This window comes from Micromonospora sp. C95 (genome assembly GCF_018070465.1).
Lineage (GTDB): Bacteria > Actinomycetota > Actinomycetes > Mycobacteriales > Micromonosporaceae > Micromonospora.
Window position 1 is genome coordinate 43,734 of sequence record NZ_JAGPXT010000009.1, and the last position, 23,416, is coordinate 67,149.

Sequence of the window (23,416 nt, forward strand, 5' to 3'; positions counted from 1 at the left end):
GACAAACAACGAACTGCGGGTCGGCATGGTCGGCTACGCGTTCATGGGGGCCGCGCACTCGCAGGCGTGGCGCACCGTGAACCGGGTGTACGACCTGCCCGCGCGGGCCCGGATGGCGCTCGTCTGCGGCCGGGACTCCGCGAAGGTGGCCGAGGCCGCCGACCGGCTCGGCTGGGAGGAGCACACCACCGACTGGCGGGAGCTGGTGAATCGTCCGGACATCGACGTGGTCGACATCTGCACGCCGGGTGACAGCCACGCCGAGATCGCGCTGGCCGCGCTAGCCGCGGGCAAGCACGTGCTGTGCGAGAAGCCGCTTGCCAACACGGTCGCCGAGGCGCGGGAGATGGCCGCCGCGGCGGCCACCGCCCGGGCCGGCGGAGCGCGGTCGATGTGCGGTTTCAACTACCGGCGGGTGCCCGCGGTGGCGCTGATGCGCCAGCTCATCGCCGACGGGCGGCTCGGCGAGATCCGGCACGTCCGGGCCACCTACCTGCAGGACTGGATCGTGGACCCGCAGTTCCCCCTGGTCTGGCGGCTCCGTAAGGAGGTGTCGGGCTCCGGTGCGCTGGGTGACATCGGTGCGCACATCATCGACCTGACCCAGTACGTCACCGGCCAGCTGATCAGCGGAGTCAGCGCGGTCACCGAGACCTTCGTCAAGGAGCGGCCGCTGCCGGCCGAGTCGAGCGGGCTCGCGGCGCAGGCCGACGGGGCCGGGGCCGCCACCGGCCCGGTCACCGTCGACGACGCGGCCATCTTCGTGGCCCGGTTGGACGGCGGGGCACTCGCCACGTACGAGGCGACCCGGTTCGCCACCGGACGCAAGAACGCCCTCCGCGTGGAGATCAACGGGTCGTTGGGCAGCGTCGCCTTCGACCTGGAGCGCCTCAACGAACTGGAGTTCCTCGACGCCACCCGGCCCGCCGCCGAGCAGGGGTTCAGCCGCATCCTGGTGACCGAGGCCGAGCACCCGTACCTGTCGGCCTGGTGGCCGCCGGGCCACATCATCGGGTACGAGCACTCCTTCACGCACCAGATGCGCGACTTCATCGAGGCGGTGGCGACCGGCACCGACCCGTCGCCCTCGTTCGCCGAGGCGTTGCAGGTGCAACTGGTGCTGGACGCGGTGACCCGTTCGGCCGAACTGGGCTCCTCCTGGGCCCAGGTGGAGCCGTCACCGGCGCCGGTCGCCGCCTGAACCACCTCCGGAGCCGACCGGCGAGGGCCGGCCACGGTTGCGCCCCGTGGCCGGTACGGGCCGGGTCCGGAGGTCGTGCCCCGGGCGACCGGCGGCACGAGCAATGCGGTTCCTCCGGTGCGGCCGGACCGGGATTCCCCGGCCGCACCGGAGGACCGCCGCCCACGACCAGCTCACCGACCGTCCACCTGGAGACTCCCGCCACCAGGCGGACCGCGTCCGACGAGTCGTCCGGTCGGGACACCGTCGTCCCGACCGGGCCGGATGCGGGGGAGGCAGGGGCGAGACGCCGACTGTCCCTGCCTGCCAGCCCCGTCCGTCCGCCCTCTCCGGTATGCCGGCCCGGCGTCGTCGCCGCCGACCTCGGCGCCGGCCGGCGAGTTACACCGGAGCAGGCGGCGGACGGGGCGCATCGGCATAACCCGTATCTTTTTCAGCTTTTTCCTGATATCAAGGTTCAATCGATGCATGTCGGTTCCTGGGCACCGGAAGGAGCGCTATGCGTACAGGTGTCTGGCTGGTGGGGGCGCGTGGTTCGGTCGCGACCACCAGCATCGTCGGGGCGCTCGCGCTGCGTGCCGGGTTGACCGGGCCGACCGGCTGCGTCACCGAGCTGCCCGGGGTCAACACCCCCGCCCTGCCGGGCTTCGCCGACCTGGTCTTCGGCGGCCACGACGTGGTCGCCACGCCGATCGCCAAGCGCGCCGAGGCACTCGCCGACGCCGGTGTGCTGCCGGCCCGGCTGGTCGCCGCGCTCCCCGAGGAACTGGCCGCGGTGGAACCGGAACTACGCCCCGCGCCCACCGCCGGAACCCAGGCCGACCGGGCCGCCGCGATCGTCCGCGACCTCACCGCCTTCCGCCAGCGGCACGACCTGGCCCGGGTGGTGATGGTCAACGTCGCCGCCACCGAACCGACCCCCCCGGCACATCCCGGGCACGCCGATCCGGACGCGCTGCGGGCCGCCCTCACCGGTCCCGACGAGGTGCTGCCACCCAGCTCGCTGTACGGGTACGCGGCCGTCACGGCGGACTGTCCCTACGTCGACTTCACCCCGTCGACCGGCCTTCGGCTGCCGGCGCTCAGCGCGCTTGCCGACCGCCACGGCGTGCCGTACGCCGGCCACGACGGCAAGACCGGCGAGACACTGCTCAAGTCGGTGCTCGCCCCGATGTTCGCGATGCGCCACCTCGCCGTCCGGTCCTGGTCCGGGCTCAATCTGCTCGGCGGCGGTGACGGCGCCACCCTGGCCAACCCCGACGCCAACGCCGCCAAGGTGCGCAGCAAGCAACGGGTGCTCGGCGAGACGCTCGGCTACCTGCCGCAGGGCGACACCCGGATCGGCTACGTCGAGGAACTTGGTGACTTCAAGACCGCCTGGGATCTGATCACCTTCGCCGGGTTCCTGGGCACCGGGATGCGGCTGGAGTTCACCTGGCACGGCTGCGACTCGGCGCTGGCCGCCCCGCTCGTGCTCGACCTGGCGCGGCTCGCCGCCGCCGCGCACGCCGCCGGCCGCACCGGTCCGCTGACCGACCTGGCCTTCTTCTTCAAGGACCCGCTCGGCACCGCGACCCACTCGCTGGCCGACCAGTGGAACCGGCTGTGCGCGTTCGCCGGCAGCCTCGACGGCGGAGACACCGATGCCGCGCGTGGCTGACCTGGCCGAGCTGGTCCGTGCCCCGGCTGCGCTCTCCGTACCCGGGGACGTGGTCGCCGGTGCCGCCGCGGCCGGTGCCCTCGGTCCGCGTACCCCCGCACTCGCCGCCGCGTCGGTGCTGCTGTACTGGGCCGGCATGGCCGCCAACGACTGGGCCGACCGCGAGTTGGACGCCGTGGAACGCCCCGAGCGGCCGATACCGAGCGGCCGGGTCAGCCCCGGCCTCGCGGTCGGCCTCGCCACCGGTCTGACCGTCGCCGGTGTCGGGCTCGCCGCCGCGGCCGGCGGCCGACGGGCCACCGCCGTCGCGCTGCCGCTGGCGGCCGCCGTGTGGGGGTACGACCTCGCGGCCAAGAACACCGCCGCCGGCCCCGCCGTGATGGCCACCTGCCGGGGGCTGGACGTGCTGCTCGGCGCCGCCGGGGGCCGGACGGCGCGGGCCCTGCCGGCGGCGGTCACCGTCGCCGCGCACACCTGGACGGTCACCGCGCTGTCCCGCCGGGAGGTCAGCGGCACCGACCGGGCCCTGCCGCTGCGCACCCTCGCCGGCACCGCGCTGGTCGCGGCCAGCGCCGCGCTCCCGCCCGGTCAGCGGTTCACCGCGAGCATCACCCGGATGGGTGGTCCGAGGTGCGCCCCGACGGAGCCCGTCCCTGCCGTCGCCCCCGGGTCCGGTCGGCGTGTCCTCGGTGCGGTGGCGGTGGCGCTGCCGGCCGTCCTCGCCGGCTGGTACGCCGCCCGCTACGGCACCGCGCAGGCACGGGTGGCGGCCCAGCCCACCGCCGCCCGGGTCCGCTCGGCGGTCGGCGCCGGCATCACCGGCCTGCCCGCCCTGCAGGGTGCGCTCACCGCCCGCGCCGGGTCCGGACTGCTCGGACTCGCGGTGGCGGCGGCGGCCCCGCTGGGCCGGCGGCTGGCCCGGAAGGTCTCACCGACATGACGGCCGCCGGCACCGCCACATCCCCCGCCGGGCTGCGGTTCGGGTACGGGACCAACGGCTTTGCCAACCACCGCCTCGACGACGCCCTCGCCGTCATCGCCGACCTCGGCTACGCCGGTGTGGCGCTCACCCTGGACCACGACCACCTCGATCCGTTCGCACCGGGACTGACGGTGCGGGTCGACGCCGTCGCTCGCCGGCTTGCCGAACTCGGCCTCGGCCTGGTGATCGAGACCGGCGCGCGGTTCCTGCTCGACCCCTGGCAGAAGCACGCCCCGACACTGCTGCACGACGATCCCACCCGCCGGATCGAATTCCTGCGCCGGGCGGTGGCGATCGGCGCCGATCTCGGGGCCGAGGCGGTCTCGTTCTGGGCCGGTGTCCGGCCGGACACGGTCACCCCGGCGGTGGCCTGGGACCGCCTGGTGGCCGGCTGTGCCACCGTGGTCGAGGCGGCCGAGGCCGTCGGCGTCACGCTGGGGTTCGAACCGGAACCGGGCATGCTCGTCGAGGACATCGCCGACTGGCGCCGGCTGCACGCCGCCCTCGGCGCACCGGTCCGCCTCGGCATCACCCTCGACATCGGACACTGCCGGTGCCTGGAGCCACGGCCGGTACCCGACTGTGTCCGCGACGTCGCCGCACATCTGGTCAACGTGCAGATCGACGACATGCGGCGCGGCGTGCACGAACACCTGGAGTTCGGCACGGGCGAGATCGACTTCCCGCCGGTGCTGGCCGCGCTGCGTGAAATCGGCTACCGGGGGCTGGTGGGGGTCGAGCTGCCCCGACACTCGCACGCCGCACCGACCGTCGCGGCCCACTCGCTCGACTTCCTGCGCGCCGCCGCCGCGCCGCAGGCCCTTTGCTCTGCTTCGACCGGCGCGCCACCAGGCGTCCGCTATCCGGACGACGACCGACGCGTGGAGTGAAGCAGAGCAGAGGACACACGCGGTAGCACCGCCACGGCCGTCGACGGCGGCGGACGAGGGAGGAGACGCGATGACAGTGGACGAGCTGCGGGTGGCCCTGCGGGGCGTACCCGATCCGGACTGGTTGGCCACGGCCCTGGACCGCGTCGCGGCCGAGCCCACCGCCATCGCGCGGTTCTTCCCGGCTGTCGGCCGCCGCTGCGGCCGACACGATCTGCCCGACCTGCCCGGTTGGACCGCCGACGAGGCGGCCCGGGCGCTGCTGCTGGCCAGCCTGCCCACCGGCCACGGTGAGCAGGCCGAGGCGCTCTACCGCACCGGTGACGCCGCCGAGAAGCGGGCCGTGCTCAAGGCGCTGCCGCTGCTGCCGATCGGCGCGGCCGGGACGCCGCTGCTGCACGACGCGATCCGCACCAACGACACCCGGTTGGTCGCCGCGGCCCTCGGCCCGTACGCCCGTCACCTCGACCCGCCGGCCTGGCGGCAGGCGGTGCTCAAGTGCGTCTTCACCGGCGTGCCGCTGGCGGCGGTGGCCGACCTCGACGCCCGCGCCGACGGGGAACTGGCGGAGATGCTCGCCGCGCTGGCCGCCGAGCGCCGGGCCGCCGGCCGGAGCATGCCCGCCGACGCCACCGAACTGCTGGACCGGCTCACCGCCGCCAGCCAGCCCCAGCCCAGGGAGGTGTGATGCGGATCTTCGACCCGCACATCCACATGACGTCGCGCACCACCGACGACTACGAGCGGATGGCCGCCGCCGGCGTCCGGGCGGTGGTGGAGCCGGCGTTCTGGCTGGGCCAGCCGCGCACCAACGTCGGCTCGTTCACCGACTACTTCGACTCGCTTGTCGGGTGGGAGCCGTTCCGGGCCGGGCAGTTCGGCATCCGCCATCACGCCACGATCGCGTTGAACCCGAAGGAGGCCAACGACAGGCGTTGCCGGCCGGTGCTCGACGAGCTGCCCCGCTACCTGGAGAAGGACGGCGTGGTGGCGGTCGGCGAGATCGGATACGACTCGATGACGCCCGAGGAGGACGACGCCTTCGCCGCCCAGCTCGCCCTGGCCGTGGCGCACGACCTGCCGGCGATGGTGCACACGCCGCACCGGGACAAGGCCCGGGGTGTCGAACGCAGCCTCGCGGTGGTCACCGAGTCCGGCATCGCCCCGGAGCGGGTGGTGCTCGACCACCTCAACGAGACGACCGTGAAACTGGTCCGGGACACCGGCTGCTGGCTCGGCTTCTCCATCTATCCGGACACCAAGATGTCGCCGCCGCGCATGGTCGAGCTGCTCAAGGCGTACGGCGCCGAACGGGTGCTGGTCAACTCGGCCGCCGACTGGGGGCGCTCCGACCCGCTGCTCACCCGGGCCACCGGCGAGGCGATGCTCAGTGCCGGCTTCACCGACGACGACGTCGACCGGGTGCTCTGGCGCAACCCGGTCGAGTTCTACGGGCAGTCCGGACGGCTCGACCTGACCGACGACCTCGTGGAGCCGACCTTCGCCGGCAACTCGATCCTGCGCGGCGGCAGCTGATGCGGCTGCGACACGCCGGCGGGCGCACCGTCCACCTCGGCTACTGCACGAACGTGCACCCCGCCGAGGATCTCGCCGGCATCGTCGCCCAACTGGACCGCTACGCGGTGCCGGTCCGCGAGACGCTCGGCGCCGATCCGCTCGGCCTGGGCCTGTGGCTGGCCGCGCCGGTGGCCGCCGAACTGGCCGCCGACCCGGCTGCCCGCCGCCGGTTGCGCACCGAGCTGACCGTACGCGGGCTGGAGGTGGTCACCCTCAACGGCTTCCCGTACGCCGCCTTCCAGGCGCCCGTGGTCAAGGACGCGGTGTACCGGCCGGACTGGACCACGGACGACCGGCTCGGGTACACCCTCGACCTGGCCCGGGTGCTTGCCGACCTGCTGCCCGACGACGCCGCCCGCGGCTCGGTCTCCACCCTGCCGCTGGCCTGGCGTACGCCGTGGGACCAGGCTCGCGCGGACGCCGCCCGGCGCCGGCTCGACCGGCTCGCCGTTGGACTCGCCGCGGTCGAGCGGGAGACCGGCCGGCCGGTGCGGGTCGGCTTCGAGCCGGAGCCCGGCTGCGTGGTGGAGAGCACCCCGCAGGCCGCCGCCGCGCTGTCCGGGATGGATACCGATCGCCTCGGGATCTGCCTGGACCTGGCCCACCTCGCCTGCGCCTGGGAGGAGCCGGCCGCCGCCCTGGAGCGGCTGGCCGTCGCCGGCCTGCCGGTGGTGAAGGTGCAGGTGTCGGCCGCGCTGGAGGCGGCCGACCCGGCCGGTGACGCCGCCGCCCTGCGCCGCTGGGTCGAGCCGCGTTTCCTGCACCAGACCCGCACCGCCGGCTGCGCCACCGCGACCGGCAGCGCATCGACGGCCACGACCGGTGCCCTACCGGTCGCCGGCAACGGGGCCGTACCGACCGCCGGCACCGGCGCCGCACCCACCGCCGGACCGCCGGTCGCCGATCCGGCGGATCCGAGCTGGGCGGCCGACGATCTCGACGCCGCCCTGGCCGTCGCGCTGCCCGGACCGTGGCGGGTGCACTACCACGTGCCGCTGCACGCGCCGCCGGAACCACCGCTGGGCTCGACCCTGCCGGTGCTGCGCGCCGCGCTGGCCGCGCTCTTCACCGGCACCGACGCCGGGTGCGACCACCTCGACGTCGAGACGTACACCTGGGGGGTGCTGCCGGCCGCGCGTCGGCCGCGCACCGACGCGGAACTGGCCGCCGGGATCGCCGCCGAACTGGCCTTCACCCGGGACGAGCTGGTCGCCCTCGGGCTGACCCCGCACTCGCGAACAGAGGTGATCACAGCATGAGTCGGCAACTGGTGGTGCTCGACGTGGTGGGGCTGACGCCCCGACTGCTGGCGCACATGCCCCGGTTGCGGGCGGTCGCCGACACCGGGTTCCGCGCCGAGTTGGGCACCGTGCTGCCGGCGGTGACCTGCTCGGTGCAGTCGACGTTCCTCACCGGTGCCCTGCCCGCCGAACACGGCATCGTCGGCAACGGCTGGTACTTCCGGGATCTCGGCGAGGTGCTGCTCTGGCGGCAGCACAACGCGCTTGTCGGCGGGGAGAAGTTGTGGCAGGCCGCGCGCCGCACCCGGCCCGGCTACACGGTGGCGAACGTCTGCTGGTGGTACGCGATGGGCGCGGACGTGAACTGGACGGTCACCCCGCGACCTGTCTACTACGCCGACGGTCGCAAGGAGCCCGACTGCTACACCGACCCGCCGCAGCTGCACGACGCGCTCACCGAGCGGCTCGGCACCTTTCCACTGTTCACCTACTGGGGACCAGGTGCCGGCCTGCCGTCGTCGCGCTGGATCTGCCGGGCGGCCGAGCAGATCCTCACCGGGTACGCGCCCGATCTGACCCTGGTCTACGTGCCGCACCTGGACTACGACCTGCAACGCTTCGGTCCGTCCTCGCCCCGGTCCGCCGCCGCGGCGGCGGAGCTGGACGGCGTGCTCGCGCCGCTGCTGGACGCCGCGCAGGCCCGCGACGCGACGGTGGTGGTGCTGTCGGAGTACGGCATCACCGAGGTGTCCCGGCCGGTGGACGTGAACCGACTGCTGCGCGCCGAGGGGCTGCTGCGGGTGCACACCCAGGTGGGCATGGAGTACCTCGACCCGTGGACCTCGCGGGCCTTCGCGGTCGCCGACCACCAGGTCGCCCACGTGTACGTGCGCGACCCGGCCGACGTGCCGGCGGTGGCGAAGCTCTGCGCGGGTCTGCCCGGGGTGGCCGAGGTGCTCGACGCCGACGGCAAGGCGGCGCACGGGTTGGACCATCCGCGGGCCGGTGAGCTGGTGCTGCTGGCCGAGCCGGACGCCTGGTTCACGTACTACTACTGGCTCGACGACGCGCGTGCGCCCGACTTCGCCCGGCTGGTGGAGATTCACCGCAAGCCGGGGTACGACCCGGCGGAACTGTTCTTCGACCCGGCCGGACCCGGTGCGGCCAAGCGTCGGGCCGCTACCGCGCTGGCCCGCAAGAAGCTCGGGATGCGGTACCTGATGAACGTGGTCGGACTGGATGCCGGCGCCCGTGCGGTCCGGGGCTCGCACGGCCGGCTGCCCGCCGATCCCGCCGACGGGCCGGTGCTGCTCTGCTCCGACGCGTCGGTGGCCCGGGACCGGATAGCGGCCACGGAGGTGAAGGGGCTGCTGCTGGAGCTGGCCGGAACGGAGGAACGGTGACGGTCGCCGCGGCACCTGTCGACTCCGCCGGGTTGCGGGCCCGCTTCGACGCCGAGCTGACCGCGTTCCTCGACCGGCAGGATCCGGACTGGCCGGACGGCGCACCACGCGGTGTTTTCACCACGCTGCACCGGTTCGTACTGGCCGGCGGCAAGCGTCTGCGACCACTGTTCTGCTACTGGGGCTGGCGCGGCGCGGGCGGTCCGGACGGCACGCCGATCGTGGCCGCCGCCGCCGCGCTGGAACTGTTCCACGCCTTCGCGCTGATCCACGACGACATCCTGGACGGCAGCGACCGCCGCCGGGGGGAGCCCTCGGTACACCGGATCTTCGCCGACCTGCACGCCCGCTCGTCCTGGCGGGGCGACCCCGAGGCGTACGGGCGCAACACCGCGCTGCTCTGCGGTGACCTCTGCGCCGCCTGGTCGGACCAGATGTTCCACGAGTGCGGGCTGAGCCCCGACCAGGTGCACCAGGGGTACGCCGTGTTCGCGCTGATGCGTACCGAGGTGATCGCGGGGGAGTACCTCGACCTGGTGTCCGGGGTGGGCGACGGCTCGGTGGCCAGCGCGCTCACCGTGATCAGGATGAAGGCGGCCCGCTACACGGTCACCCGGCCGTTGCAGATCGGCGCCGCGTTGGCGGGTGCACCGGTCGAGTTGCTGGACGCGCTTGCCGAGTTCGGTGACCCGCTCGGGGACGCCTTCCAACTTCGCGACGACGTGCTCGGGGTCTTCGGTGACCCGGCGGTCACCGGCAAGTCCGTGCTTGACGACCTGCGCGAGGGCAAGCCCACGGTGATGATGGCGCTGGCCCGTGACGCCGCCGACCGGGCGCAGGGCGCCCGGTTGCGCGAGCTGTTCGGCAATCCCGACCTGGACGCCGACGGTGCCGCCGAGCTTCGCGAGATCATCGAGAGCACCGGAGCCCGTCGGAAGATCGAGCAGATGATTCAGGTTCGCGCCGAGGCCGGGCTGGCGGCGTTGGAGCACACCGAGGTGTCCGCGGAGAGTCGTACCGCCCTGATGGAACTGGCCGCCCAGGCCATCGACCGCCAGCGCTGAGCGCCGCCGCGGGCGACCGCTCCCGTACGGCTTTTGACCGAACTGACGAAAGTCGGCATCCGGCGGGCAGAAGATATAGACACATCAACGTATGACGTTTAGTGTCGTCGCTAGGACCGACATGTTTCGTCGAGGTGAACCGGCGGCGCGGCACCCCCCTCGGCACCCCCTCGGCACCCCCCGCTACGGCATCCGGCGCGACGGCGCGCGCCCCGCCCTGGCAGAAGCACTCGTCAGGAAGGGACAGCACAGCGATGTCCACCATGCGTACCACCCACCACCCCGCACGGTGGTCCACCAGCGCCTCAGCGCTGCTCCTCGTCGTCACCGCCGGCACCGTGGCCGTCGCCGGCCCGGCCCCGGCCCTCGCCCATCCGATCGTCGCCAGCGACTTCCAGCAGGTCACCCTCGCCAAGGGGCTGGCCGAGGTCGGTGAACCGATGAGCATCGCGGTGTTGCCGGACCGATCGGTTCTGCACACCGCCCGCAACGGCACGTTGCGTCGCACCGACGCCGCGGGCAACACCTCGGTGATCGCCAACATCCCGGTCTACACGCACGACGAGGACGGGTTGCAGGGCGTCGGGGTCGATCCGAACTTCGCCACCAACCGGCACATCTTCCTGTACTACGCCCCGCCGCTGTCCACCCCCGGCGGCGACGCCCCGGCCACCGGCACCAGCTGGTCCGCCTGGCAGGGCGTCAACCGGCTGTCCCGCTTCACCCTCAACGCCGACTTCACGGTCAACCAGTCCAGCAAGGTCGACATCCTCGACGTCGCCGCCGACCGGGGGATGTGCTGCCACGCCGGCGGCGACATCGACTTCGACGCCGCCGGCAACCTGTACCTGTCGACCGGCGACGACACGAACCCCTTCGACTCCGGCGGCTACTCACCGATCGACGAGCGGACCAACCGCAACCCGGCGTACGACGCGCAGCGCAGCGCGGCCAACACCAACGACCTGCGCGGCAAGATCCTCCGGATCAAGGTCAACGCCAACGGGTCGTACTCGATCCCGGCCGGCAACATGTTCGCCCCCGGCACCGCCCGCACCCGGCCCGAGATCTATGCGATGGGGCTGCGCAACCCGTTCCGGATGAGCGTCGACAAGGCCACCGGTGTCGTCTACGTCGGCGACTACGGCCCGGACTCCGGCTCCACATCGAGCCGTGGCCCCAGCGGGCAGGTGGAGTTCAACCGGATCACCGGGCCCGGCTTCTACGGCTGGCCGTACTGCACCGGCACCAACACCAGCAACGAGACGTACGCCGAGTGGAACTTCGCAAACAACACCGCGGGCGCGAAGTACAACTGCATCGGCGGCGCGACCAACAACTCGTTCCGCAACACCGGCCTGACCAGCCTGCCGGCCGCCAAGCCGGCCTGGATCCGCTACGCCGGTGACGCGGGCAGCCCGCCGGAGTTCGGCGGCGGCTCCGAGTCGCCGATGGCCGGCCCGGTCTACCGGTACGACGCCGCGCTGAACTCGGCCACCAAGTGGCCGCAGAGCTTCGACGGGCTGTTCTTCGCCGGTGAGTTCGGCCGGGGCTGGATCAAGCCGATCCACGTCAACACCAACGGCTCGATAGCCAGCATCGACGCGTCCTTCCCATGGAATGGCAAGCAGGTCATGGACATGGCTTTCGGCCCGGACGGCGCGCTCTACGTGCTGGACTACGGCACCGGTTTCTACAACGGCGACGCCAACTCCGCCCTGTACCGCTACGACTACGTCGGCGGCGGAAACCGGGCGCCGACGGCGGTGGCCTCGGCGAACCGGACCTCGGGCGTCGCCCCGTTGACCGTCAACTTCTCCTCGGCCGGGTCGTCGGACCCGGAGGGTGGGGCGTTGACCTACTCGTGGGCGTTCGGCGACGGCACCACCTCGACGGCGGCCAACCCGAGCAAGACGTACACCGCCAACGGCAGCTACACCGCCACGCTGACCGTACGCGACCCGCAGGGCGCCACCGGCACCGCCAGCGTGCCGATCCGGATCGGCAACACCGCGCCGACGGTCACCATCAACGGCCCGGTCAACGGATCGCTGTTCTCCTTCGGTGACACCGTGCCGTTCAGCATCACGGTGACCGACCCGGAGGACGGCACCATCGACTGCTCCAAGGTCAAGATGACCTACGTGCTGGGCCACGACAACCACGGCCACCAGATCACCTCGCAGAACGGCTGTTCCGGCTCGATCGCCGTGCCGGTCGACGGTGAGCACGACGACGCCGCAAACATCTTCGGCATCTTCGACGCCGAGTACACCGATGCCGGCGGTCTGACCACGCACACCCAGCACACCCTCCAGCCACGCAAGCGGCAGGCGGAGCACTACAAGACGTCCTCCGGCGTCGACCCCTTCGACAAGGCGGCAGCCGAGGGCGGCAAGACCGTCGGCAATATCAACAACGGTGACTGGATCGCGTTCGAGCCGTACCGGATCAACAACGTGACGTCGTTCAGCGCCCGGGTCTCCTCGGCCGGCTCCGGCGGCACCCTCCAGGTGCGCGCCGGCTCCGCCACCGGCACGGTGCTCGGCTCGGCGACGGTTCCGGTGACCGGCGGCTGGGACACCTTCACCACCGTCACCGGTAGCATCGCCAACCCGCCCACCGGCACCACCACGCTGTACCTGACCTTCGCCGGCTCGGGAACGGGCCACCTCTACGACCTGGACTCGTTCTCCTTCACCACCGGCAACGGTGGCACCGGTCCGATCGTCGGGCTGGCCGGTAAGTGCCTGGATGTGCGCGACGCCGCCACCGCCGACGGCACGCAGATCCAGATCTACACCTGTAACGGCACCGCGGCGCAGACCTGGACGGTGACGCCGAACTCGACGATCCGGGCGTTGGGCAAGTGCCTGGACGTCAACGCGGCCGCCTCGGCGGACGGTACCAAGATCCAGTTGTGGACGTGCAACGGTGGCGGCGCCCAGGTCTGGTCGGCCCAGTCGAACGGCACGTTGCGTAACCCGAACTCGGGCAAGTGCCTGGACGTGTCGAACAACAGCTCCGCCGACGGGCAGGCCGTGCACCTGTGGACCTGCCACACCAACGCCAACCAGCGCTGGGTCCTGCCCTGATCCGAGGAGGGGCCCCTGGTCAACGCCTAGTGTTGGACACGGGCCCCTCCTGACACCACCAATCGTTGGGAGAGCGACATGCGCAGACTCCTCCGCACCACAGTCGGCCTGGCCACCGCCGCCCTCGCCGTACTCGCCTGCACCACCCCGGCCACCCCCGCCAGCGCCGCCGACACCCCGTACGACGTGCTGGTCTTTTCCAAGACGGCCGGCTTCCGGCACGACTCCATCGCCGTGGGCACCCAGACCATCCGCGACCTGGGCGCGGCGAACAGCTTCACCGTCACCGCCACCGAGGACGCCGGCGTCTTCACCACCGGCAACCTCGCCCAGTACGAGGCGGTCATCTTCCTCAACACCACCGGCGACGTGCTCAACAACAGCCAGCAGAGCGCGTTCGAGTCGTACATCGGCTCCGGCGGCGGCTACGTCGGCGTGCACTCCGCCGCCGACACCGAGTACGGCTGGTCCTTCTACGGCAACCTGGTCGGCGCGTACTTCCGCTCCCACCCGGCCATCCAGCAGGCCACCGTCCGGGTGGAGAACCGCGCCCACGCGGCCACCGCACACCTGCCGCAGAACTGGGTCCGCACCGACGAGTGGTACGACTTCCAGAGCAACCCCCGGGCCAACGCGCGGGTGCTGGCGAACCTCAACGAGTCGACGTACTCGGGTGGGGTGATGGGTGCCGACCACCCGATCGCCTGGTGCAAGACGTACAACGGCGGTCGGTCCTTCTACACCGGCGGTGGTCACACCCAGGCGTCGTACGCCGAGCCGGCCTTCCGGGCGCACCTGCTCGGCGGCATCCGGTACGCGGCCGGCCGCACCAAGGCGGACTGCCGGCCGGAGACCGGCTACACCTCCCTCTACAACGGCTCGACAAACGGCTGGTCCCAGGCCGGGCCGGGCAGCTTCAGCAACTCCGACGCCACCCTGACCTCGGTCGGCGGGATGGGGCTGTTCTGGCACAGCGCCAAGCAGTTCACCAACTACTCGCTGAAGCTGGACTGGCGGGTGGCCGGCGACGACAACTCCGGCGTCTTCATTGGCTTCCCACCGTCGAGCGACCCGAACTCCGCCATCAACAACGGCTACGAGGTGCAGATCGACCCCACCGACGCCGCCGACCGGACCACCGGCGCGGTCTACGGCTTCAAGGCCGCCGACCTCGCCGCCCGCGACGCCGCGCTGAACCCGGCCGGGGAGTGGAACACCTACGAGCTGCTGGTGGAGGGGGAGCGTCTCCAGGTCTTCCTGAACGGCTCGAAGATCAACGACTTCACCAACACCGACCCGGTCCGGTCGCTCGCCGGGCACATCGGCATCCAGAACCACGGCACCGGCGACGACGTCTCGTTCCGCAACATCCGGATCAGGGAGCTCGGCGGCACGAACCCGCCGCCGGACGGCGACCGGACCGGCCGGATCACCGGACTGGCCGGCAAGTGCCTCGACGTGCGTAACGGCTCCTCGGCGGACGGCACGCAGGTCCAGATCTGGTCCTGCCACGGCGGCGCGGCGCAGACCTGGACGGTGACGCCGAACTCGACGATCCGGGCGTTGGGCAAGTGCCTGGACGTCAACGGCGCTGGCTCGGCCAACGGCACGAAGATCCAGTTGTGGACGTGCAACGGTGGCGGCGCCCAGGTCTGGTCGGCCCAGTCGAACGGCACGTTGCGTAACCCGAACTCGGGCAAGTGCCTGGACGTGTCGAACAACAGCTCCGCCGACGGGCAGGCGGTGCACCTGTGGACCTGCCACACCGGCGCCAACCAGCGCTGGGTCCTGCCGTAACCGAACCAGCAGTAGCGCCCCGGTGCGGCGGCCACCCGTCGCGCCGGGGCACTTTCCTACCGCGCGCCACGGGCCTAGAGTGAGAGACGGCGACCGCGAGGTGGCCGGTGAGTCGACGGGAGGCGCAACCCGTCGGCCCCAGGCGCGACCGCGTCCACCGGTGCATCGTCGGGGCCGTCACCCATCCGGTCACCCTCGCCCCGGTCCCGCAGGTAACGGAATCCCCAACACGACAGGGGAAAAGGACACATGGCGCGACCGATCACGCTGTTCACCGGCCAGTGGGCCGACCTTCCGTTCGAGGAGGTGTGCCGGCTCGCCGCCGAGTGGGGCTACGACGGCCTGGAGATCGCCTGCTGGGGCGACCACTTCGAGGTCGACAAGGCCCTGGCCGACGAGTCGTACATCGAACGCAAGCGGGAGACGCTCGCCAAGCACAACCTCCAGGTCTTCACCATCTCCAACCACCTGGTCGGCCAGGCGGTCTGCGACCACCCGATCGACGAGCGGCACCAGGGCATCCTGCCCGCCCGGATCTGGGGCGACGGCGAGCCCGAAGGGGTACGCCAGCGGGCCGCCGAGGAGATCAAGGACACCGCCCGCGCGGCGGCGAAGCTCGGCGTGGACACCGTCGTCGGCTTCACCGGCTCGTCGATCTGGCACACCCTGGCGATGTTCCCGCCGGTGCCGCCGGAGATGATCGAACGCGGCTACCAGGACTTCGCCGACCGGTGGAACCCGATCCTCGACGTGTTCGACGAGGTCGGCGTGCGCTTCGCCCACGAGGTGCACCCCAGCGAGATCGCGTACGACTACTGGACGACGAAGCGCACCCTGGAGGCGATCGGCAACCGGCCCGCGTTCGGGCTGAACTGGGACCCGTCGCACTTCGTCTGGCAGGAGCTCGACCCGGTCAACTTCATCTTCGACTTCGCCGACCGGATCTACCACGTCGACTGCAAGGACGCCAAGGTGCGTACCGGTGACGGCCGGCGCGGCCGGTTGGCCTCGCACCTGCCCTGGGCGGACCTGCGCCGCGGCTGGGACTTCGTCTCCACCGGCCACGGCGACGTGCCCTGGGAGGACTGCTTCCGGGCGCTGAACGCCATCGGTTACTCCGGCCCGATCTCCGTCGAGTGGGAGGACGCCGGGATGGACCGGCTGGTCGGCGCACCCGAGGCGCTCCAGTTCGTCCGCCGGCTCGCGTTCGACGCACCGTCGGCCGCCTTCGACGCGGCCTTCAGCAGCAAGGACTGAACCGTCCGGGGGCCGGCCCGCCGCCGGCCCCCGTGGTCAACCGGCGCTGAAGACGTGCTCGCTGGCCAGGTACGCCGCGCCCACCACGGCGGCCCGGCCCGCCAGGTCGGGCAGGACGATCGGCATGGTGCCGGTGGCCAGCGGCGCCGACCGCCGGTAGACCACGCCCCGGATCTCGGAGAGCAGCAGGTGCCCGAGCCCGTCGGGTGCGCCGCCGATCACGACCATGCCGGGGTTGAAGAAGCTGACCAGGCCCACCAGCACCCGACCGAGCCGGCGGGCGGCGTCGCGGACGATCAGCTGGGTGGTCGGGTCCCCGGCGGTGGCGGCCGCGACCACGTCCGCGACGGTGAGTGTGCCCGCCTCGGCCAGCCGCGCGGCCAGCACCGGCGAGCGGTCCGACCGGGCGACCGCCAGCGCCGCCCGGACCAACCCGACATCCCCGCAGTACGCCTCGAGGCAGCCGGCCTCCCCGCAGGCGCAGGGCGGCCCCTCCTCGCCGAGCGGCAGGTGCGCGATGTCGCCCGCGCTGCTGGTCGCGCCCCGGTAGAGCGATCCGCCGAGCACCAGCCCGCAGCCGAGCGCCGTGCCGAGCTTCAGGTAGAGGAAGTCCTCGACGGTACGGCCGATGCCGGCGTGCCGCTCGCCGAGGGCGAGCACGTTCGCGTCGTTGTCGACGAGCACCGGGCAGCCCAGTTCGGCGGCGAAGGCGTCCCGGACCGGAAAGCGCTGCCACCGAGGCAGGACGGCCGGTGCGGTGGAGGTGCCGCCGTCGACCGGGCCGGGGAGGGCGACACCGACCCCGGTGAGTTCGGTGACGCCCAGCTCGGCGCGGAGCTTGTCGACCAGCTCGATGGCCCGGCCGATCACCGCCTCCGGTCCGTCGCGTACGTCCGCGACCTCGCTGGCCTCGGTCAGCACGTTCAGCTCGCCGTCGGTGACGGCGACGGTGACCTGGTCGGTGGCGACCACCACGCTGGCGAAGCGCACGCCGCGGCAGAGCCGGAGCAACGACGAACGGCGCCCGCCCCGGGACGCCGCCGGCCCGGCGGTTTCGACGAGGCCGCGGGCGACGAGCCGGTCCAGTTCGGTGGTCAGGGCCGTCCGCGACAGGCGCAGCAGGTCGCCCAGCTCCACCCGGGATCGGGGCCCCTCGTCCCGCAGCAACCGAACCAACCGCGCCTGCTGCGGATTCTCCGGCCGGACCAGGGCCATCGCGACCACCTCCGGGCGAAGTGTTCCACGGCGGTGTTTCGGACCAGTGGCCAGCCGAAGCCGACAGTGTCAACGCCTGGCCGCCTCGGCCTGCTGCCGGACGCGCGTACGGACGGGCCCGGTCACCGAGGTCGGTGGCCGGGCCCGTCCGAGGTGCTCAGAGCGTGCTGCCGTTGGCTCCGGTTCCGGACGGCTTGGTGCGGGGGGTGGTGGACGTCGAAGCGGTGCTCGACGTGCCGGAACCCGACTTGCTGCCGGCCGTGGCCGGCGTACCGGCGAACGTGTCGTCGGCCGGGGTGAGCCTTTCCTTGCCATTGGAGTTCAGCTTCTCGCCCAGCTTGGAGTTGCCGAGCTTGTCCCTGCCCTCGTGGTAGAGGCGGTTCGCCTGGGCCTGCGCGACCCCGGCCGCCTCCTGAACGGTCGGGTGGTCGAGCACCTTGCGGCCCCGGACCACCAGCTCCTCGTACTTCTCCCGGCCGGCACGGGCGCCCAGGACGAACCCTGCAGCCAGCCCGCCAAGGAACATGATCTTTCCGCGCATGGCGGCTCCTTTCGTACCTGACGCGCCGTCGTCCCGCTCCGGGAGGCCCGGGTGGCGGGACTGATCGATTCGCGCCTGCGTCCTGTCGTCGGCAGCTAACTACCCATCCTGCTCTCCGCTCATACCTCCTTGTGCCGGGATGACGATTTGTCTGGTAAACGGCCCCCGGCCCACTCGGTGATGGCCGATGAACCCCCTGGACCAACACCCCCTGACGTCCTGTACTCTTGTGCCCGGCGCGCGGTGCGGAGCAGTCCGTTCCGGGCGTTGTTGCGGTCCCCCGTAGCTCAATTGGCAGAGCAGCCGGCTGTTAACCGGCAGGTTTTTGGTTCGAGTCCAAACGGGGGAGCTTCACTTCCCACCATGACGCCCACCGGCCCGATCCGGTGGGCGTCAGTCGTTCCGCCCGCCAGGCCAAGCCGACCGGGGTCACGCCGGTTCTTCGCGAGGCGGCGCGAGGTCAACCGGTCTACGCTGGTACCCGATGTCCACTGACACCGACGTGGTGATCGTGGGCGGCGGCCTCGCCGGCCTTGCCGCGGCTCGCCGCCTGCACCGCGCCGGGCTGTCCTGGCGGCTGGTGGAGGCCGCCGACCGGCTCGGTGGTCGGGTCGCCACCGACACCGTCGACGGATTCCGGCTCGATCGTGGATTCCAGGTCCTCAACACCGCGTACCCCCGGTTGGGCGCGCTGCTCGACGTGGACGGTCTCGACCTCGGCTATTTCGTCCCGGGAGTGCTGGTACGCAAGGGCGGCCAGCTGCTGCGGCTGGTGAACCCGTTGCGCGAGCCCGCCGGTGGTCCGGGCACCGCCCTGGCCCCCGTCGGGTCGCTGCCCGACCGGCTGCGCTTCGCCGCCCTCGCCGCGAGCTACGCCACGCTGCCCCCCGAACGTCTGCTCGCCGGGCCCGAGACCACCGCCGAGGCGGCGCTGCGCCGCGCGGGCCTCTCCCACGCGATCATCGAGGACCTGCTCCGGCCGTTCCTGTCCGGCGTGCTGATCGACCGGGAGCTGGCCACCTCCAGCCACGTCCTGGCGATGGTGCTGCGCTCGTTCGCCCGCGGCCGGGTCGGGCTGCCCGCCGACGGCATGGCGGCGCTGCCCCGGGCCGTTGCCGCGCCGCTGCCGCCGGGGTTGCTGGAGCTGAACACCGCCGTCGCCGAGGTGGCACCGGGTCACGTCCGGACCACCGTCGGCGAACTGCGCTGCCGGGCCGTCATCGTCGCCGTCGACCCAGCCGCCGCCACCCGGCTGCTGGACCTGCCACCGGTGCGTATGCACGCCTACACCACCTTCTACCACGCGGCCACCGAGCCACCGTTGGACGAGCCGATCCTGCTCCTCGACGGCGACCGCCGCGAGATGGTCGCCAACACGGTGGTGGTCAGCCACGCCGCGCCCGGCTACGCACCCGCCGGCCGGCACCTGATCGCCACCTCCGTGGTCGGGCCGTCGGTACCGACCGAGCCGGCCGTGCGGCTGGAACTGACCCGGCTGTACGGACGGCCCACCGCCGACTGGGAGCACCTGACCACGGTCACGATCCCCGCCGCGCTGCCCGCCGCGCCGCCGCCGCAGGGCCGGCTACGTAAGCCGGTGGCGCTGGGAAACGGGCTGTTCGTCGCCGGTGACCACCGCGACAGCCCGTCCATCCAGGGGGCCCTGGCCAGCGGCTGGCGCACCGCCGGGGCCACCCTGCGGCAGCTGCGCCAGCACTGAGAAATTCGGGGTCACCGGCCCGAAGATGATCACCTATGATCCTCGCCATGCCCGCACCCCTTCCGCCGCCGGTCTTCGATGCCGCGGCGGCGTACCCCCAGGTGGCGGCCGCCCGGGCCGCGCTGGCCGCTGGCGACTGGCCGGCGCTGCGCGCCCTCGTCGACGCCCAGGATGCGCACGGTAGGACGGTCCTCGTCGGCGAGGTCGGTGACGCGGCGGAGGCCGAACCGCTCCTGCGGAAGGCCCTCGCCGAGCAGCCGGACGACCCGGTCGCCGCGGCCATGCTGGGGGCACACCTGATCCACGCGGGATGGCGGATCCGGACGGCCAGCCGGGCACAGCACGTCAGCCCGGCACAGTTCGCCCAGTTCTTCGACCACCTGCGTCGGGCCGAGCAGGTCCTCATCGAGGCCACCGCCCGCCACCCGCAGGACGCGGCAGCCTGGACCCAGCGGGTGACCAGCGCCCGCGGCCTGCAACTCGGCCAGGCCGAGGCCCGCCGCCGCTACGACCGCCTCGCCGCCGGGCACCCGCACCACCTGCCGGCACAGCGTTCTCTGTTGCAACAGTACTGTCCGAAGTGGAGCGGCACCTGGGAGAAGACGCACGCCTTCGCCCGGGAGTGCGCCGCCGCCGCACCGGCCGGCGCCCCCAACGCCGTCCTCGTCGTCGAGGCGCACCTGGAACAGGCCCTCGACCACGGCAACCTCTCCGCCGCCGGTGAGTTCCTACGCGGACAGCGGGTACGCGCCGAGATCCACGACGCGGCCCAGCGCTCCGTCTGGCACCGCGAGTTCCGCCACGGCTGGGACTGGGTTGCGGTCCGCAGCACCTTCGCCCTCGCCTTCTGCCTGATGCAGGAGTGGACACCGGCGGCGCAGCAGTTCACCGCCCTCGGACACCTCGGTGACGAGTCGATGTTCGGCTACTTCGGCGACGCGGTGACGCAGTTCCAACGGCTCCGCGACAAGGCGTACGCGAAGGGCGGGCGACCGTGATCCAACACCTGGAAACCGACGGGGTGCCGACCCTGCTCGCCCCCACCGGCGGGCCGATGCGCGCCGGGCTGACCTTCCGGGTCGGCACCGCCGACGAGACGCTGGCCCGGCACGGCATCACCCACCTGCTCGAACACCTCGTGCTCGCGCCGTTGGGCATCGCCGACTACCACTTCAACGGCGCCACCGGACCGGTCTTCACCACCTTCCACATGCAGGGCTCGGCGCCGGACATCGCCACCTTCCTCACCTCCGTCTGCGCCAACCTGACCGACCTGCCCACCGGCCGGTTGGCGGTGGAGAAGGACATCCTGCGCACCGAGTGGAGCAGCCGGGGCAGCGCGGCCATCGACGACATCCCGCTGTGGCGTCACGGTGCCCGCGACCACGGGCTCAGCAGCTACCCGGAATGGGGGCTGGGTGGGCTCACCGCCGAGGAACTGCGCCAGTGGGCCGCACGCTGGTTCACCCGGGAGAACGCGGTGCTCTGGATCGCCGGTGACCGGGTGCCCGAAGGACTGCGGCTGGACCTGCCCACCGGCACCCGGCAGCCGGTACCGGCCGCCTCGTCGGCGCTGCCGACCACCCCGGCGTACTTCGTGCACGGCTCGCGGGCGGTGGTGCTCGACGCGGTCGTGCGACGCCGGACCGCCGCGAACGTCTTCGCCGAAGTGCTGGAACGCGAGCTGTTCCGGGCGCTGCGCCAGGACGCCGGGCTCTCCTACACCATCGGCAGCGGCTACGAACCACGCGGCGACGGACAGGCCCACCTGCGGGCCGTCGCCGACGCGCTGGCCGAGAAGCAGGACGCCGTGCTCGGTGGGTTCATCGACGTGCTGGCCAAGCTGCGGGTGGGCCGGATCGAGCAGAGCGACCTCGACGCCGTCGTGGCCAAGCGGATCGACACGTACGGCACCGCCGAGGCCGACGCCACCCGGCTGCCCGCGTACGCCTTCAACCTGCTCACCGGCGAGCCGAACCACACCGTCGACGAGCAACTCGCCCGACTGAAGGCGGTCACCCTCGCCGACCTGCACGAGGTCGCCCAGGAGACGTACGCCTCGGCGCTGCTGATGGTGCCGGACGGAACTCGCGCCGACTGGGCGGGCTTCACCGCCGCACCCACCTCGTCGGAGTCGGCTGTGTCGGGCACCACCTACCACGCCCGCGACGACGACGGTCGACTGCTCGTCGGCACCGAGGGGGTCAGCCACGTCGGTGCCGGCGGCACCCTCACCGTCCGGTACGCCGACTGCGCCGCGATGCTCGCCTGGCCCGACGGCGCCCGGCAACTCATCGGCCACGACGCGATCGTGCTGCACATCGAGCCGACCCTGTTCGACACGCATCCGGCGGCGATGAACGTCATCGACAGCGGGGTACCGATCGACCGGCGGATCATCATGCCGCCCCGCGACCCGGAGAACATCCCGCAGCCGCGGGCCCTCCGCGAGGCCCGTGCGTACCTGGCCCGGCCGAAGCGGGCCGGGTGGGAGATCCTGCTGATGGTGCTCAGCGGTCTCGCCACGCTTGTGGTTGGTGGGTTCACCCTGCTGCTCACCATCGGCATGTTCATCAGCCCCACCGCCGAGGAGGACGTGGCCGTACTGTGGGGTGCGGTCGTGATCGGCTGGCTGCTCACTGTTATTCTCGCGATGCCGATCGTGCTGCTGGCTCGAAGGCGACGCCGGTGAGGAGAGGCCGTCGACGGTGAGTCCTGCCCGACATGCACCGCACGGCGCCGGCACGCAGCGTCCCGACGTCGCGGTCCGTCGGACCGCGAGACCATGTCGGGACGGTGCGTTGGCCGATGATCGGCTGGGCGGGATAAGATCCGGCCCGGTGCCGGGGCGGTAGCTCAGCCGGTTAGAGCAGGGGACTCATAATCCCTCGGTCGCGGGTTCGAGTCCCGCCCGCCCCACCAGAGCCATGAGCTGCAATTCCTCCATGGCTGATCGACCATTGTGCGAACCGGACCGGTGTCGTACCGCGTCAGCGTCAGGATCGACACGCGGGATTCGTTGCTCGTGCGAATGATGACGAGGGCTCGCTCCGCCGAGGGACACGGCCGTGCGGCGGTCCGTGTGCCGTCGTCATGCAACTCGCCGTAGGACAACAGCCCGGCCCGTCTGGCACCGCGCCGCCTACCCTCACGGCCACCCGACCGCCACTCGGTCGATCGGTGCCGGGTCCCGCAATGAGGGCGTGGCCCGGTACCTCATTCGTAGTGGTAGCGGCACTGCGCGATCTGCACTGTGTCGTCCATGATCCGGTATACGAGGCGGTGTTCCTGGTCGATGCGTCTCGACCAAAATCCCGCCCAGTTGCCGCGGAGCTGCTCCGGTTTGCCGATGCCTTGGTGGCCGTTGCGTCGGATGTCCTCGATCAAGGTGTTCACTCGTTTGAGCATCTGGCGATCTCGTTGCCAGGTCAGGTAGTCTTCCCAGCCTCGGCCGGCGAACTGGACCTTCACGCTGCCGATGCCTCGCCTGAACCGGTGTCGGGGTCGATCAGGTCGTGCATCTCCCCACCCCCGTTGCGCAGCTCTTCGACGGCTTCATTCAGGCGGCGCGCGTTGGCGGGGCTGGCCATCAGGTAGGCCGTCTCCTTCAGCGACTCGTACTCGCGCAGCGAGATGATGACTGCGGCCTCCCGGCCGGAGCGGGTGACCACCACTTCCTCGGCGTCGTCCACGACATGGTCGAGCATCTTGGCCAGGTTCTGCCGAACTTCTGAGTAGGGAACGGTGCGCATGCTGCTGCCTCCCAAACGCT

General features: G+C 72.1%; 19 protein-coding genes and 2 tRNA genes. 17 read left to right on the plus strand and 4 right to left on the minus strand.

What is annotated here, in order from left to right; all coding sequences use genetic code 11:
• The first annotated feature begins 25 nt into the window (after positions 1–25).
• From KBX00_RS13255 to KBX00_RS13310, 12 genes are all read left to right on the plus strand, one after another.
• Positions 26–1,201, plus strand: a complete 1,176-nt coding sequence (locus tag KBX00_RS13255; RefSeq protein ID WP_374225299.1) for a Gfo/Idh/MocA family protein — start codon at positions 26–28, stop codon at positions 1,199–1,201.
• A 499-nt stretch (positions 1,202–1,700) separates the two neighbouring features.
• Positions 1,701–2,861: an inositol-3-phosphate synthase gene (locus KBX00_RS13260; protein WP_210826715.1), complete on the plus strand. Its 1,161-nt coding sequence runs from the start codon at positions 1,701–1,703 to the stop codon at positions 2,859–2,861.
• A complete protein-coding gene (locus KBX00_RS13265; protein ID WP_210826716.1) occupies positions 2,845–3,801 on the plus strand; it encodes an SCO3242 family prenyltransferase in 957 nt (318 codons plus the stop codon). The genes KBX00_RS13260 and KBX00_RS13265 overlap by 17 nt, the downstream gene beginning before the upstream one ends.
• Positions 3,798–4,733, plus strand: coding sequence for a sugar phosphate isomerase/epimerase (locus tag KBX00_RS13270; RefSeq protein ID WP_210826717.1), 936 nt, complete (start codon positions 3,798–3,800; stop codon positions 4,731–4,733). The genes KBX00_RS13265 and KBX00_RS13270 overlap by 4 nt, the downstream gene beginning before the upstream one ends.
• Positions 4,734–4,803: 70 nt before the next feature.
• Positions 4,804–5,421 (plus strand): EboA domain-containing protein, encoded by a 618-nt coding sequence (locus KBX00_RS13275; protein WP_210826719.1) that lies wholly within the window; start codon positions 4,804–4,806, stop codon positions 5,419–5,421.
• On the plus strand, positions 5,421–6,269 hold the full coding sequence (locus KBX00_RS13280; protein WP_210826721.1) for a TatD family hydrolase: 849 nt from the start codon (positions 5,421–5,423) through the stop codon (positions 6,267–6,269). Before KBX00_RS13275 ends, KBX00_RS13280 begins: the two co-directional genes overlap by 1 nt.
• Complete coding sequence (gene eboE, locus KBX00_RS13285) at positions 6,269–7,570, plus strand: metabolite traffic protein EboE (RefSeq protein WP_210826724.1); 1,302 nt, start codon at positions 6,269–6,271, stop codon at positions 7,568–7,570. Before KBX00_RS13280 ends, eboE begins: the two co-directional genes overlap by 1 nt.
• On the plus strand, positions 7,567–8,955 hold the full coding sequence (locus KBX00_RS13290) for an alkaline phosphatase family protein (RefSeq protein WP_210826726.1): 1,389 nt from the start codon (positions 7,567–7,569) through the stop codon (positions 8,953–8,955). The genes eboE and KBX00_RS13290 overlap by 4 nt, the downstream gene beginning before the upstream one ends.
• Positions 8,952–10,019, plus strand: coding sequence for a polyprenyl synthetase family protein (locus KBX00_RS13295; RefSeq protein WP_210826728.1), 1,068 nt, complete (start codon positions 8,952–8,954; stop codon positions 10,017–10,019). Before KBX00_RS13290 ends, KBX00_RS13295 begins: the two co-directional genes overlap by 4 nt.
• A 263-nt stretch (positions 10,020–10,282) precedes the next feature.
• A complete protein-coding gene (locus tag KBX00_RS13300; RefSeq protein ID WP_210826962.1) occupies positions 10,283–13,114 on the plus strand; it encodes a PQQ-dependent sugar dehydrogenase in 2,832 nt (943 codons plus the stop codon).
• A 78-nt stretch (positions 13,115–13,192) separates the two neighbouring features.
• The gene (locus KBX00_RS13305) at positions 13,193–14,911 is read left to right on the plus strand and encodes a ThuA domain-containing protein (RefSeq protein WP_210826730.1); all 1,719 of its coding nucleotides are present in this window, start codon (positions 13,193–13,195) and stop codon (positions 14,909–14,911) included.
• A gap of 249 nt (positions 14,912–15,160) precedes the next feature.
• Entirely contained in the window at positions 15,161–16,168 is a 1,008-nt protein-coding gene (locus KBX00_RS13310) for a sugar phosphate isomerase/epimerase (protein WP_210826732.1), read from the plus strand.
• Positions 16,169–16,204: 36 nt separating this feature from the next.
• Here KBX00_RS13310 and KBX00_RS13315 read toward each other — a convergent pair whose 3' ends face one another.
• Positions 16,205–17,383 (minus strand): ROK family transcriptional regulator, encoded by a 1,179-nt coding sequence (locus KBX00_RS13315; RefSeq protein WP_210826734.1) that lies wholly within the window; start codon positions 17,381–17,383, stop codon positions 16,205–16,207.
• Positions 17,384–17,540: 157 nt separating this feature from the next.
• Positions 17,541–17,924: a hypothetical protein gene (locus tag KBX00_RS13320; RefSeq protein WP_210826736.1), complete on the minus strand. Its 384-nt coding sequence runs from the start codon at positions 17,922–17,924 to the stop codon at positions 17,541–17,543.
• A gap of 276 nt (positions 17,925–18,200) precedes the next feature.
• Between KBX00_RS13320 and KBX00_RS13325 the strand changes: the two genes are divergently transcribed.
• The 5 genes from KBX00_RS13325 to KBX00_RS13345 all read left to right on the plus strand — a co-directional run bounded on the left by KBX00_RS13325 (position 18,201) and on the right by KBX00_RS13345 (position 22,566).
• Positions 18,201–18,273 (plus strand) — tRNA-Asn (locus KBX00_RS13325).
• 135 nt (positions 18,274–18,408) lie between these two features.
• Positions 18,409–19,644: an NAD(P)/FAD-dependent oxidoreductase gene (locus KBX00_RS13330; RefSeq protein ID WP_210826738.1), complete on the plus strand. Its 1,236-nt coding sequence runs from the start codon at positions 18,409–18,411 to the stop codon at positions 19,642–19,644.
• 47 nt (positions 19,645–19,691) lie between these two features.
• Positions 19,692–20,642 carry a lipopolysaccharide assembly protein LapB gene (locus tag KBX00_RS13335; RefSeq protein ID WP_301547880.1) on the plus strand — a complete coding sequence of 317 codons (951 nt, stop codon included), beginning with the start codon at positions 19,692–19,694 and terminating at the stop codon, positions 20,640–20,642.
• The gene (locus tag KBX00_RS13340) at positions 20,639–22,336 is read left to right on the plus strand and encodes a pitrilysin family protein (protein ID WP_210826742.1); all 1,698 of its coding nucleotides are present in this window, start codon (positions 20,639–20,641) and stop codon (positions 22,334–22,336) included. The genes KBX00_RS13335 and KBX00_RS13340 overlap by 4 nt, the downstream gene beginning before the upstream one ends.
• A gap of 153 nt (positions 22,337–22,489) precedes the next feature.
• Positions 22,490–22,566, plus strand: a tRNA-Ile gene (locus tag KBX00_RS13345).
• Positions 22,567–22,860: 294 nt separating this feature from the next.
• Here KBX00_RS13345 and KBX00_RS13350 read toward each other — a convergent pair.
• Positions 22,861–23,115, minus strand: coding sequence for a Txe/YoeB family addiction module toxin (locus tag KBX00_RS13350; RefSeq protein ID WP_210826744.1), 255 nt, complete (start codon positions 23,113–23,115; stop codon positions 22,861–22,863).
• Positions 23,112–23,396 carry a type II toxin-antitoxin system Phd/YefM family antitoxin gene (locus KBX00_RS13355; protein ID WP_210826746.1) on the minus strand — a complete coding sequence of 95 codons (285 nt, stop codon included), beginning with the start codon at positions 23,394–23,396 and terminating at the stop codon, positions 23,112–23,114. Before KBX00_RS13355 ends, KBX00_RS13350 begins: the two co-directional genes overlap by 4 nt.
• Positions 23,397–23,416: the final 20 nt, after the last annotated feature.

Excerpts from the sequence above, each read along its gene's own strand:
- KBX00_RS13255 (WP_374225299.1), top strand. The coding sequence starts at position 26 with ATGGTCGGCTACGCGTTCATGGGGGCCGCGCACTCGCAGGCGTGGCGC.
- KBX00_RS13260 (WP_210826715.1), top strand. The coding sequence starts at position 1,701 with ATGCGTACAGGTGTCTGGCTGGTGGGGGCGCGTGGTTCGGTCGCGACC.
- KBX00_RS13265 (WP_210826716.1), top strand. The coding sequence starts at position 2,845 with ATGCCGCGCGTGGCTGACCTGGCCGAGCTGGTCCGTGCCCCGGCTGCG.
- KBX00_RS13270 (WP_210826717.1), top strand. The coding sequence starts at position 3,798 with ATGACGGCCGCCGGCACCGCCACATCCCCCGCCGGGCTGCGGTTCGGG.
- KBX00_RS13275 (WP_210826719.1), top strand. The coding sequence starts at position 4,804 with ATGACAGTGGACGAGCTGCGGGTGGCCCTGCGGGGCGTACCCGATCCG.
- KBX00_RS13280 (WP_210826721.1), top strand. The coding sequence starts at position 5,421 with ATGCGGATCTTCGACCCGCACATCCACATGACGTCGCGCACCACCGAC.
- eboE (WP_210826724.1), top strand. The coding sequence starts at position 6,269 with ATGCGGCTGCGACACGCCGGCGGGCGCACCGTCCACCTCGGCTACTGC.
- KBX00_RS13290 (WP_210826726.1), top strand. The coding sequence starts at position 7,567 with ATGAGTCGGCAACTGGTGGTGCTCGACGTGGTGGGGCTGACGCCCCGA.
- KBX00_RS13300 (WP_210826962.1), top strand. The coding sequence starts at position 10,283 with ATGCGTACCACCCACCACCCCGCACGGTGGTCCACCAGCGCCTCAGCG.
- KBX00_RS13305 (WP_210826730.1), top strand. The coding sequence starts at position 13,193 with ATGCGCAGACTCCTCCGCACCACAGTCGGCCTGGCCACCGCCGCCCTC.
- KBX00_RS13310 (WP_210826732.1), top strand. The coding sequence starts at position 15,161 with ATGGCGCGACCGATCACGCTGTTCACCGGCCAGTGGGCCGACCTTCCG.
- KBX00_RS13315 (WP_210826734.1), bottom strand. The coding sequence starts at position 17,383 with ATGGCCCTGGTCCGGCCGGAGAATCCGCAGCAGGCGCGGTTGGTTCGG.
- KBX00_RS13320 (WP_210826736.1), bottom strand. The coding sequence starts at position 17,924 with ATGCGCGGAAAGATCATGTTCCTTGGCGGGCTGGCTGCAGGGTTCGTC.
- KBX00_RS13330 (WP_210826738.1), top strand. The coding sequence starts at position 18,409 with ATGTCCACTGACACCGACGTGGTGATCGTGGGCGGCGGCCTCGCCGGC.
- KBX00_RS13335 (WP_301547880.1), top strand. The coding sequence starts at position 19,692 with ATGCCCGCACCCCTTCCGCCGCCGGTCTTCGATGCCGCGGCGGCGTAC.
- KBX00_RS13355 (WP_210826746.1), bottom strand. The coding sequence starts at position 23,396 with ATGCGCACCGTTCCCTACTCAGAAGTTCGGCAGAACCTGGCCAAGATG.